The following is an 11,290-nucleotide window of genomic DNA, read 5'->3' on the forward strand; positions in this document are numbered from 1 at the left end:
CACGATGAGCTCGACAGCGTTCCTTTTCCCGGGCCAGGGCTCGCAAAGCGTCGGCATGCTGGCGGCGCTCAGCGATGAGTTTCCGGTCGTGCGCCAGACCTTCGTCGACGCCTCCGATGGCGCCGGCATCGATCTCTGGCACCTGTCCCAGGGCGGTCCCGAGGAGATGCTCAACCGGACCGAATACACCCAGCCGGCCCTGCTTGCGGCCGGCATCGCGGTCTGGCGGGTCTGGCAAGAGCTGGCGGCGCCGACGCCCTCGCATTTGTGCGGACACAGCCTGGGTGAATACACGGCCCTGGTCGCTGGCGACGCCCTCAAACTGGGCGATGCCGCGCATCTGGTGCGTATTCGCGGCCAGGCCATGCAGGCGTCGGCGCCGGCCGGCGTCGGAGCCATGGCGGCCGTGATCGGCGCCGACGATGCACTGGTCGAGTCGATCTGTCGCGAGGTCTCGGGCGATCACGTGGTGGTCCCGGCCAACTACAATTCGCCGGGTCAGATCGTGATCGGCGGACATGCCGTCGCCATCGACGCAGCGATCGCGAAGCTCGCCGAGAATGGCGTGCGCAAGGTCGTGAAACTCGCGGTCAGCGTGCCCTCGCACACGCCCCTGATGCGCGAGGCGGCGAACCGCCTGGCCGAGGCGATGGGCGCCTACGAGTGGCGCGAGCCGCAGATTCCGGTCATGCAGAACGTCGATGCGAGCGTGCATGCCACGGTGGCCGACATCCGCGCGGCGCTGGTCCGCCAGCTTTATCTGCCGGTGCAATGGACCGGCTGCGTGCAGGCCCTGGCCGGCGCCGGCGTCAAGAAGATGGCCGAGTGCGGCCCGGGCAAGGTGCTGGCCGGTCTTGTGCGACGCATCGACCGCAGCATTGACATGCATGCGCTCGGCACGCCCGCCGAGCTCGAGGCGGCGCGCGAGGCATGGAGCTGAGCCGACCGCTGTCGCCATTATTCGCTGTCTGAGGATCCCCACATGAGTTCAATATTGAAAGGCGAGGTCGCCCTGGTGACCGGTGCAAGCCGCGGTATCGGTGCGGCCATTGCCGATCGTCTGGCTGCCGATGGCGCAACGGTCATCGGTACCGCGACCAGCGAGAGCGGAGCCCGGGCGATCGCGGAACGACTGGCAGCGCACGGTGGCAGCGGGCGCGTGCTCGATGTCAGCGACAGCGCCGCGGTGGACGCCCTGATCGGCGCCGTGGCCGAGGAGTTCGGCGCGGTCAGCATCCTCGTCAACAATGCCGGGATAACGCGCGACCAGTTGCTCCTGCGCATGAAGGAAGAGGAGTGGCAGGCCATTCTCGACACCAACCTCAGTTCCGTGTTCCGCACCTCCAAGGCGGTCCTGCGCGGCATGATGAAGGCGCGCAAGGGGCGCATCATCAGCATCGCCTCGGTGATCGGTTCGATCGGCAATGCCGGGCAGTCCAACTATGCCGCGGCCAAGGCCGGCATCATCGCCTTCTCGAAATCGCTGGCGCGCGAAATCGGCTCGCGCGGGATCACGGTCAACGTCGTCTCGCCGGGCTTCATCGACACCGACATGACCCGCGCCCTAGCCGAAGAGCAGCGCAGCGCGCTGCTCGGACAGATCGCCCTGCAGCGTTTCGGCGAAGCCGACGACATCGCCCATGCGGTCGCCTTCCTGGCCTCGCCCGGCGCCGCCTATATCACCGGCGAAACCCTGCACGTCAACGGCGGCATGCATATGGCCTGAATATGTCGATGCTTGCGTGGACGGGCGCGCGGCCCATGCTATCCCTTACAATCGGCAGGCCTTGCTGGCCGTCGAACGCATCGGGACCGCGCCTGGTCATTCCGCGACCATTTGAGCCGCGCTTCTTCTGGCGGTAGCGGGTATCGACACGTTCCACTACAATTCGCGGCGCCTCGCAGCACGCATCGCTGTGTAGCGGATACCTGGGCCAACCTGACGCCACCGGTGTTCCGCAATCCGAATCACGAAACGAGATCCCATCGGGAGACAACAAACTCATGAGTACTATCGAAGAACGCGTCAAGAAAATCGTCGTCGAGCAGTTGGGCGTAAAGGAAGACGAAGTCACGCCAAATGCGTCGTTTGTCGACGATCTGGGCGCCGATTCGCTCGACACGGTCGAGTTGGTGATGGCTCTCGAGGAAGAATTCGAGTGCGAGATTCCCGACGAAGACGCCGAAAAGATCACCACGGTCCAGCAGGCCGTCGATTACGTCAAGGCGCACGTCAAGTCCTGATTTCCCGGGCGCCGGAGCGCATGCTTTCCGGCGCCGACCCTTCATGATCGGCACCGGCCCGTCACCCCGGCAACCGGCTTCCGGGGCCGATCCGATCACCAGCGATTCGCCAAGCTGCGCCCACGAGGCGCAGCTTTCATTTTGAGGACAGGGAACACTACGCCGGCGTATGTTCGCCGACCGGTTCCCAGCACTGCGGATACTCGAGCATGAACAAGCGTCGCGTCGTCGTTACCGGCCTCGGCATCGTCAGCCCCGTCGGCAATGACCTGGCCACCGCCTGGGGCAACATCACTGCGGGCAGGAGCGGCATTGGCCCGATCACGAATTTCGACGCCACGGCGTTCCCGACCCGCATTGCCGGCGAGGTTCGCGACTTCGATCCGGCGACCTGGATCCCGCCGAAGGACGTGAAGAAGATGGACTTCTTCATCCATTATGGTGTCGCCGCGGGTCTCATGGCCATGCAGGATGCGGGGCTCGAGATCACCGAAGCGAACGCCGAGCGCACCGGCGCGCTGATCGGTTCCGGTATCGGCGGCATTGCCGGTATCGAAAAGACCACAGTTGCCTGGCACGAAGGCGGCCCGCGCAAGATCTCGCCGTTCTACGTGCCGTCGACGATCATCAACATGGTCGCCGGTCACCTGTCGATCATGACCGGCATCAAGGGACCCAATTTTTCCGCCGTCTCGGCCTGCGCCACCTCGAACCACAGCATCGGCATGGCCATGCGTCTGATCCAGTACGGCGATGCCGACGTCATGATCGCCGGCGGCGCCGAATACGCCACGGTGCCGACCGCGGTCGGCGGTTTCTGCTCGATGAAGGCGATGTCGACGCGCAACGACGATCCGCAGGCGGCCAGTCGCCCCTGGGACAAGGATCGCGACGGCTTCGTGCTCGGCGACGGCGCCGGCATCCTCGTCCTCGAGGAATACGAGTCGGCCAAGGCCCGCGGCGCGCGCATCTATTGCGAACTGGCCGGCAGCGGCAGCAGCAGTGATGCCTTCCACATGACCGCGCCGAGCGAGAACGGCGAGGGTCCCGCGCGCTGCATGGTCTCCGCCATGAACGATGCCGGCATCAATCCCGAACAGGTCGAATACCTGAACGCGCATGGAACCTCGACGCCGCTCGGCGACGTTGCTGAAACGCATGCACTCAAGCGGGCGCTTGGCGATCACGCCTACAAGACGATGGTCAGTTCGACCAAGTCGATGACCGGCCACCTGCTCGGTGCGGCCGGCGGCGTCGAAGCGATCTTCAGCATACTTGCCCTTCATCACGGGATCATTCCGCCGACCATCAACCTCGATGCCGCGGGCGAAGGCTGCGATCTCGATTACGTGCCCAATGTGGCCCGCGAGAAGAAGATTTCGATCGCCGTTTCGAACGGCTTCGGCTTCGGTGGCACCAACGGTACCCTGGTGTTCCGCAAGATCTGATCGCGATCGGGACAGGCACCGCCGTCGTGCCGGAGCGTACACCCCCCTCGATCCGCAGCCTGGCCGGTCGTCGTGACCTGCTCGGCCTCGCCGCGCTGGACCCGGATCGCTACCCGGGCCTGTTCGAGAGTGCCGCCGATGGCACGGCCAATGCGCGTTTCGACATCCTGCTGGCCTACCCGCAGCAGTCGCTGTGGCTCGATGCCGAAGGCCGCGTCCACGGCGTCCACGGCGATCGGGCCGGCGACGGATTCCTCGCCGCCCTCGATCAGGCCTGGCAAGACGCGCGCGACGGGTTTCGCGGTGCCGAAGGCCTGCCGTTCCACGGTGGCTGGCTGCTCTACCTCGGCTATGAACTGGCCGGCGAAATCGAGCCGCGGCTGCGCCTGCCGCGGTCGCCGGCCGGCCAGCCGGTGGCCCTGGCCCTGCGTTGCCCGGTCGCCGTGGTTGTCGATCATCTCGCTGGTCAGACCTTCCTGATCGCCGAGCATGGCCATGCGCACCGGCTCGACCAGATCGAGGCCGACCTCGCGCGCGCCGTGGCCCCCGGCAATGCGGCCCTGCAGGTCGCGACGATCGCCGAGGACGAACCGCTGCGCTTTCTCGATGCGGTCGCGCGGACCCACGACTACCTGCGTGACGGCGACGTGTTCCAGGTCAACCTGTCGCGCGAGTGGCGGCTTTCGCTGGCCGAACCGGCGGCACCGGCAGCCGTGTATGCGGCCCTGCGAAGCGCCAACCCGGCGCCGTTTGCCGGCCTCCTGCAGCATGCCGGCTGGGCCGTGGCCAGTTCGTCTCCCGAACGGCTGGTGCAATGCCATGGCGATCGCGTGCAGACGCGACCGATTGCCGGCACCCGCCCGCGCCTCGAGGGAGACGATGCGGATGCGCGCATTCGCGAACTGGTCGCGCATCCGAAGGAGCGCGCCGAACATGTCATGCTGATCGATCTCGAACGCAACGACCTCGGTCGCGTCTGTGTTCCGGGCAGCGTCGAGGTCGACGAGCTGATGGTGGTGGAGAGTTATGCCCACGTGCACCACATCGTCTCCAACGTGCGCGGCCGCCTGCGCGAGGGCACGAGCCCCGGGCAGGTCATCCGCGCCGTATTTCCCGGCGGCACGATCACCGGCTGCCCGAAGGTGCGCTGCATGGAAATCATCGCCGAACTCGAACAATCGCCACGCGGCTGCTACACCGGCGCCTTCGGCTACCTCGACAACAACGGCGATCTCGACCTCAACATCCTCATCCGCACCCTGGACATCGGCGGTGCCGAGATCCGGCTGCGCGCCGGGGCCGGTATCGTGATCGACTCGGACGCCGAATCCGAGCTCGCCGAGACCCGGGCCAAGGCGCGCGGAATGCTGCGTGCGTTCGGCCTGGATCGCTGATCCGCTACGCCGATTCGATAACCCAATCCTGCTACGCTTCGACCGATGAACAGCATTTTCGAAAACCGGCGAACCAACTACAAAAGCGCGCGCGGACGCGTGCGCTGGTGGCTGCTGCTGGTCCTCGCCGCCCTCGCCGCCGTCGGCGTCGTCGCCGGGCTGGCCTGGCGCGATTACCGGCGCTTCGCCGATGCGCCGCTGCAACTGGAGCAGGCCCGGACCATCGACTACGTGCGCGGAACGCCGTTCAGGGACATCGTCCGGCAGTTGCGGCGAGAGCACATCTCGGACGGCTCACCGTTCTACTGGAAATTGCTCTCACGCGAAATGAACGTGGCCTCGCGCCTGCAGGCGGGCGAATATGCGCTGCAGCCTGGCCTGACTCCGCGCGGGCTGATCGCGATGATGGCCGAGGGCAGGGTGGTCCAGCACCACTTCACGATCGTCGACGGCTGGACGTTCCGCCAGTTGCGGCTGGCCCTGGCCAGCGAGAGCGGCCTGCAGCAGAGCCTGCCGGGCCTCGATGACGCCGCGATCGCGGCCAGGCTCGATATTGCGGACGGCAAGCCCGAAGGCTGGTTCCTTCCGGAGACCTACGCCTGGGTCAAGGGCGACAGCGACATGCTCGTGCTCGAGCGTGCCCATGAAGCGATGAAAAAGGCCCTGGACCGGCTCTGGCCGCTGCGCGATCCGCAGGTGCCCCTGGCCAGCCCCTACGAAGCGCTGATCCTCGCCTCGATCATCGAGAAGGAGACCGGCGTCGGTGACGAACGGGCCAGGATTGCCGGTGTGTTTGCACGGCGCCTGCGTATCGGCATCCGGCTGCAGACCGACCCGACCGTCGTCTATGGCCTTGGCGAGCAGTACGACGGCAATATCCGGCGCCGCCATCTCGAAACCGACACCCCGTACAACACCTACACGCGCGACGGCCTGCCGCCCACGCCGATCGCCTTGCCCGGCCTGGCGGCGATCGAGGCCGCCCTGCATCCGGCCGCGGGCAATGCGCTGTATTTCGTCGCCCTCGGCGATGGCAGCGGTCGGCACGAATTCTCGGCCTCGCTGGAGGAGCACAACCGTGCGGTGGCGCGTTACCTGAACCGGAGCAGGCAACGGTGAAAGGGCGCCTGATCACGCTCGAGGGAGGCGAGGGTGCCGGCAAGAGCACGGTCCTGCAGACCTTGCGCGAGCACATCGAGTCCTCTGGCATTCGCCTGCAGGTCACCCGGGAACCGGGCGGAACCGCGCTCGGCGAGGCGATCCGGGCGATCGTGCTCGATCCGGAACTCGGCACGGTCTGCGCGGAGAGCGAGCTGCTGCTGATGTTCGCGGCGCGCGCGCAGCTCGTGCGCGAACTGATCCGTCCCGCGCTGGAGCGGGGCGAATGGGTGCTTGCCGACCGCTTTACCGACGCCAGCTTCGCCTACCAGGGCGGGGGGCGCGGACAGCCCGGCGCACGCATCGAGGACCTCGAGGTCTGGGCGGCCGAGGGGCTGCGCCCCGACCTGACCATCCTGCTCGACCTGCCGGTCAGTCTCGGCCTGGCACGTGCGGGCGAACGCGGGCGACCCGATCGCATCGAAGCCGAACGGGGTGAATTTTTCGAGCGCGTGCGCGAAGCCTACCGGCGTCGCGCCGACGCGGATCCACACCGCTTTCGCGTGATCGACGCGAGCCGTCCGTTGCCGCGCGTCACGGCCGACGCGATTGCCGCGGTCGACGCGCTTGTCGCAGACTGGAAGCCATGAGCGCGAAGCTTGCACCGTGGCTGCTTGAACCCTGGCATTCGCTCAGCGCGCGCCTTGGCGCCGGCGAATTGCCGCATGCGCTGCTGGTCTGCGGGGAGCCGGGGCTTGGCAAGCGCGCCCTGGCCGATGCATTGGCAGCCAGCGCCCTGTGCGATTCACGCACCGAGGCGGGCTTTGCCTGCGGCAAGTGTCGCGCCTGCCTGTTGCTCGCGGCCGGCTCGCACCCGGATCGCGTGTTCGTCAGCTTCGAGCTGCGCGACGATGGCAAGCCGCGCACCGAGATCGTCATCGAGCAGATCCGGACCCTGTCGCAACGCCTGTCCCTGTCCAGCCAGTTTGGCGGACTGCAGGTGGTGCTGATCGATCCGGCCGACAAGATGAATGCCAGCGCGGCCAATGCGCTTCTGAAAACACTGGAGGAACCCTCGCCGAGCACGGTCATCATCCTGGTCAGCGACAAGCCTTCGCGCTTGCCGGCGACCATCCGCAGCCGCTGCCAGCGGATCCAGCTGCAGGTGCCGAACAAGGCCGAATCGCTGGACTGGATGGTCGCTGCCGGCGTCGCCGTCTCCACGGCGGAGGAAGCGCTCGCCGTGGCCCTCGGCAATCCTGGCCAGGCCATGCAGGCGATCCGGGACGATACCCTCGGCTTGCGCAATGAATGTCGCAAGGACCTTCGGTCCCTGCGCGATCGGCATGGCAACGCGCTTGCAGTGGCCGAGGCCTGGTCTGCCGACCGACCCGAACAGCGACTCTGGCACGCGGCGGCGATCGTCCACGACGAGGCCCTGAACCTGGTTCGCGGCGGAAAGAGCGCGCTCGGCTTGACCGGGACCGAGGAAATACCGAAGCTAGCCGCATGGTTCGCGTCGGCCAATCGCTCGCGCGAGCTGCTTGCTACACAACTTCGCAGCGAACTGGTCCTGCTGGACCTGCTGCATGCATGGCAGATGCCCCGGAGGACCTGAGATGTCGACACCCGCCGCTGGAGGCATGCCGAGGCAGGGAATCCTGTCTCTGGCGATCAAGGACAAGGGCGCGCTGTTCAACGCCTACATGCCGTATGTGAAGGGCGGTGGACTGTTCGTGCCGACCAGCAAGCGCTACAACCCCGGCGACGAGGTCTTCATCCTGCTCTCGCTGATGGACGAAAAGGATCGCCTGCCGGTCGCCGGCAGGGTGGTCTGGATCACTCCGCCAGGTGCCCAGGGCAACCGCACGGCCGGCATCGGCGTGCAGTTCAACGAATCCAGCGACGGTGAAGCCGCGCGCACGAAGATCGAGTCGATCCTGGCCGGCATCCTCGGCCAGGAGCGCGCTACGCATACCATGTGATGCGCGTCCTGGTCCTCGGCGCTGGCGCAACCGGAGCCTATTTCGGCAATCGCCTGATCGAGTCGGGCGCCGACGTCTCATTCCTCGTTCGACCGCGCCGGGCGGCCACGCTGGCCAGCCAGGGACTCGTCATCCGCGCGTCGTCGGGCACCGTGCAGCGGCCGGTCGATGCCATCACTGCGGTTCCGCCTGGCACGAAGTTCGATCTGGTCCTGCTTTCGTGCAAGGCCTACGATCTCGCTTCGGCGATCAGCGCGATCGCCCCTGCCGTCGAGTCGGGAGCCTGCGTATTGCCCCTGCTCAACGGCCTGCGTCATCTCGACGCGCTCGATGCCGCTTTCGGCAGGAACCGGGTTCTCGGCGGGCTCTGCCACATTTCGGTGACCCTGGCCGAGGACGGCTCGGTGCGCCAGGTCGGCAGTATCGCCCGCCTGACCTTCGGCTCGCGAGCGGAGACGCCGGCGGTTCCCGGCGACGTCCGCGACGGACTCCTGTCGATATCCGAGGAGGTCATTCACAGCGCCGATGTGATCTCGGCGATGTGGCAGAAATTCGCCTTTCTCACCGCCCTGGCCGGCATCACCTGCCTGATGCGGGCGAATGTCGGCGCCATCGTCGCGGTCGCGGAAGGTACCGAGCTGATTCGCTGGATGTATCTCGAATGCGCGGAAGTGGCGAGGCGCAGCGGTCATCCGCCTGACGATGCCGCGCTGTCGGAAGCGCTCGACATCCTTACCGCGCCGCATTCGCCGCTCAAGGCTTCGATGTTGCGTGACGTCGAGCGCGGGCAGCGCACCGAGGTCGAGCACGTCCTCGGCGACATGCTCGGCCGAGCCGGCGCCCTCGGCGTCGATGCGCCGCTGCTTGCGGCGGCCTGCGCGCAGTTGCGCATTCACGAGGCGCGCCTGGCCAGCGGCGAGCGCTGACTGTCCACTCCGGCGAATCGATCCTCAGGCGGTCTTTGCCGACTCCGGTTGGCCCCGCAACACCGCGCTGTCCCAGCCCGCGCGCGGAGCGAAGCGCGGACCGTACTGTTTTTCCAGATCGACCAGGCGTTGCCTGAGCAGATCGGCGCCGGTGTCGCGGATGTGCTGGATCGGACCGCCGCGGAACGGCGCGAATCCGGTGCCGAAGATAACGCCCGCATCGCACAGGTCGGCATCGTCGACGACGCCGTCGTGCACGCAGGCGACTGCCTCGTTGAGCATCGGCAGGATCATGCGGTCCTCGATGTCGGCTGGCGCCGAATAGCCGGGATCGACCTCCGGCTTCTGCGCCTTGCCATTTTCCCATTTGTAGAATCCTTCACCATCCTTCTTGCCGCGCTTGCCCGACTCGAGCAGGGATTCCATGCCCTTCGGGATTTCCAGCTTGAGAAACTCCGAGAGCTCGCGTCCGACCGATGCCGCGACGTCGAGCCCGACCGTGTCGGCCAGTTCGATCGGCCCCATCGGCATGCCGAACTTCTTCGCCGCCTTGTCCAGCACCGGGCCAGGAACGCCCTCGCCATAGAGGCGCACGGCCTCGAGCATGTACGGCATGAGAATGCGGTTGACGAGGAATCCGGGCGTTCCGCGGACCGGGACCGGCAGCTTGTCGATGGCCTTGCAGAACGCCAGCGCACGTTTTTCGGCGGTCTTGTCGAGCTGGTCGTGGCGAACGATCTCGACCAGCGGCATCAGCGCAACCGGATTGAAGTAGTGCAGGCCGAGGAAGCGCTGCGGGTGGCTGACCGCCTGACGCAGTTCGTCGAGCGGGATGCTCGAGGTGTTGGAGGCGAGCAGGGCCCCTTCCTTCATGTCCGGTTCGGCCTTCCGGTACAGGGCTTCCTTGGCTTCCGCGTTCTCGAATATGGCCTCGATGACGAGGTCGGAATTGGCCACGCCCTTGCCCTCGACATCAGCCTTGAGTCGGGCCAGGGCCAGATCGATGCGCTCGGCGGTCTTCAGGCGGCGCGAAAACAGCTCGCGGGCGCGGGTCATGGCCGGCTCGATGTATTTCATCTCGCGGTCCTGCAGGGTGACCGTGAAGCCGCGCAAGGCCGCCCATGCGGCAATATCGCCGCCCATGACACCCGCACCGATGACATGGACATGACTGATGCCCGAATCAGTCCCGCTGCCGAGACCCTTGAGGCGCTCCTGCAGGAAGAACACGCGGATCAGGTTGCGTGCCGTCGCCGTCTGCGCAAGCTTGGCCACGGCGCGGGCCTCATGCCGGAGCCGCTGGCCGAGGCTGCCACCGCGACGCCAGGTTTCGATCAGGGCAAACGGGGCCGGATAGTGCTCGGGACGGGCCTTGGCTGCGGTCTGCTTGCGCACCATCGGCGCCAGCAACTGGCGTGCCGGCCAGGTATTCGTGGCCCAGGCCAGGAGGCGCTGCTGCAGCGATCGCGAAGGTGGGCGGCGAACGATTTCCCGGGCCCGTTCGACCAGCATTTCCGCTGATGTCACCGCGTCGACGAGGCCCATGGCGCGGGCCTGCTCGGCCGACACCGTGCGGCCGCTGAGCATCAGCTCGAGCGCCTTCGGTGCGCCGATCAGGTAGGGCAGGCGGGCGCTGCCGCCCCAGGCCGGGAAGATGCCCAGCTTGACCTCGGGCAATCCGATCCGGGTCGACGGATCACGGCTGGCGACGCGATAGCGGCAGGCCAGCGCGAGTTCGGTGCCGCCACCCATGCAGTGGCCGTGGATCGCGGCCACGGTCGGGCAGCGCAGCCGCGACAGATGCTGCATGACACCCTGCCCGAAGCTGATCGCATCGAGCACGCTGCCTGAGTGTCCGTAGCTCTCGAATTCGCTGATGTCGGCGCCGGCAATGAATCCGGCGGCCTTGCCGGAGCGGATGACGACCCCTTTCGGCAGTTCGAATGACAGACGCTCGACGATTTCATTGAGCTCGTCGAGGACCTCGCGGGCGAAGGTGTTGACTGAACTTCCAGCCCGATCGATGGTGAGGACTACGATCCGGTCGGCGTCCTGTTCGCTGCTCCAGTGCTTGAAGCGGAGTCCCTCGAACATGGCAAGATCCTCGAAAAGGCGGACATCTATGATCCGGGCAAGCCGCGGCTCTGGTCAATGCACCCGGATCGGTCTACTGTTGGCGACTTGGGTGGGGGCGC

At 66.7% G+C, this 11,290-nt stretch carries 11 protein-coding genes; 10 read left to right on the forward strand and 1 reads right to left on the reverse strand.

The window, feature by feature from the left end:
* Positions 1-4 precede the first annotated feature (4 nt).
* The 10 genes from fabD to BM125_RS03235 all read left to right on the forward strand — a co-directional run bounded on the left by fabD (position 5) and on the right by BM125_RS03235 (position 9,095).
* Positions 5-940, forward strand: coding sequence for an ACP S-malonyltransferase (fabD, locus tag BM125_RS03190; protein ID WP_092404820.1), 936 nt, complete (start codon positions 5-7; stop codon positions 938-940).
* A 42-nt stretch (positions 941-982) separates the two neighbouring features.
* Positions 983-1,726, forward strand: a complete 744-nt coding sequence (gene fabG / locus BM125_RS03195) for a 3-oxoacyl-ACP reductase FabG (protein ID WP_092404822.1) — start codon at positions 983-985, stop codon at positions 1,724-1,726.
* A gap of 278 nt (positions 1,727-2,004) precedes the next feature.
* A complete protein-coding gene (acpP, locus tag BM125_RS03200) occupies positions 2,005-2,244 on the forward strand; it encodes an acyl carrier protein (protein ID WP_092404824.1) in 240 nt (79 codons plus the stop codon).
* Between the two features lie 209 nt (positions 2,245-2,453).
* The gene (fabF, locus tag BM125_RS03205) at positions 2,454-3,692 is read left to right on the forward strand and encodes a beta-ketoacyl-ACP synthase II (protein ID WP_092404826.1); all 1,239 of its coding nucleotides are present in this window, start codon (positions 2,454-2,456) and stop codon (positions 3,690-3,692) included.
* A 26-nt stretch (positions 3,693-3,718) separates the two neighbouring features.
* Positions 3,719-5,086: an aminodeoxychorismate synthase component I gene (locus BM125_RS03210; protein ID WP_245778776.1), complete on the forward strand. Its 1,368-nt coding sequence runs from the start codon at positions 3,719-3,721 to the stop codon at positions 5,084-5,086.
* A 45-nt stretch (positions 5,087-5,131) separates the two neighbouring features.
* Positions 5,132-6,205 carry an endolytic transglycosylase MltG gene (gene mltG / locus BM125_RS03215; protein WP_092404828.1) on the forward strand — a complete coding sequence of 358 codons (1,074 nt, stop codon included), beginning with the start codon at positions 5,132-5,134 and terminating at the stop codon, positions 6,203-6,205.
* The gene (gene tmk, locus BM125_RS03220) at positions 6,202-6,834 is read left to right on the forward strand and encodes a dTMP kinase (protein WP_092404830.1); all 633 of its coding nucleotides are present in this window, start codon (positions 6,202-6,204) and stop codon (positions 6,832-6,834) included. Before mltG ends, tmk begins: the two co-directional genes overlap by 4 nt.
* Positions 6,831-7,802 (forward strand): DNA polymerase III subunit delta', encoded by a 972-nt coding sequence (holB, locus tag BM125_RS03225; RefSeq protein ID WP_092404832.1) that lies wholly within the window; start codon positions 6,831-6,833, stop codon positions 7,800-7,802. Before tmk ends, holB begins: the two co-directional genes overlap by 4 nt.
* Position 7,803: 1 nt before the next feature.
* Entirely contained in the window at positions 7,804-8,169 is a 366-nt protein-coding gene (locus BM125_RS03230; protein ID WP_342741286.1) for a PilZ domain-containing protein, read from the forward strand.
* Positions 8,169-9,095 carry a ketopantoate reductase family protein gene (locus BM125_RS03235; RefSeq protein WP_092404834.1) on the forward strand — a complete coding sequence of 309 codons (927 nt, stop codon included), beginning with the start codon at positions 8,169-8,171 and terminating at the stop codon, positions 9,093-9,095. Before BM125_RS03230 ends, BM125_RS03235 begins: the two co-directional genes overlap by 1 nt.
* A 24-nt stretch (positions 9,096-9,119) precedes the next feature.
* On the opposite strand, the gene BM125_RS03240 is transcribed toward BM125_RS03235, so the two are convergent.
* The gene (locus BM125_RS03240; RefSeq protein WP_092404836.1) at positions 9,120-11,189 is read right to left on the reverse strand and encodes a 3-hydroxyacyl-CoA dehydrogenase NAD-binding domain-containing protein; all 2,070 of its coding nucleotides are present in this window, start codon (positions 11,187-11,189) and stop codon (positions 9,120-9,122) included.
* Positions 11,190-11,290 lie beyond the last annotated feature (101 nt).

Source organism: Dokdonella immobilis, assembly GCF_900115085.1.
In the GTDB taxonomy this organism is placed as follows: domain Bacteria; phylum Pseudomonadota; class Gammaproteobacteria; order Xanthomonadales; family Rhodanobacteraceae; genus Dokdonella; species Dokdonella immobilis.

Excerpts from the sequence above, each read along its gene's own strand:
- fabD (WP_092404820.1), top strand. The coding sequence starts at position 5 with ATGAGCTCGACAGCGTTCCTTTTCCCGGGCCAGGGCTCGCAAAGCGTC.
- mltG (WP_092404828.1), top strand. The coding sequence starts at position 5,132 with ATGAACAGCATTTTCGAAAACCGGCGAACCAACTACAAAAGCGCGCGC.
- acpP (WP_092404824.1), top strand. The coding sequence starts at position 2,005 with ATGAGTACTATCGAAGAACGCGTCAAGAAAATCGTCGTCGAGCAGTTG.
- BM125_RS03235 (WP_092404834.1), top strand. The coding sequence starts at position 8,169 with ATGCGCGTCCTGGTCCTCGGCGCTGGCGCAACCGGAGCCTATTTCGGC.
- fabG (WP_092404822.1), top strand. The coding sequence starts at position 983 with ATGAGTTCAATATTGAAAGGCGAGGTCGCCCTGGTGACCGGTGCAAGC.
- BM125_RS03240 (WP_092404836.1), bottom strand. The coding sequence starts at position 11,189 with ATGTTCGAGGGACTCCGCTTCAAGCACTGGAGCAGCGAACAGGACGCC.
- BM125_RS03230 (WP_342741286.1), top strand. The coding sequence starts at position 7,804 with ATGTCGACACCCGCCGCTGGAGGCATGCCGAGGCAGGGAATCCTGTCT.
- fabF (WP_092404826.1), top strand. The coding sequence starts at position 2,454 with ATGAACAAGCGTCGCGTCGTCGTTACCGGCCTCGGCATCGTCAGCCCC.
- holB (WP_092404832.1), top strand. The coding sequence starts at position 6,831 with ATGAGCGCGAAGCTTGCACCGTGGCTGCTTGAACCCTGGCATTCGCTC.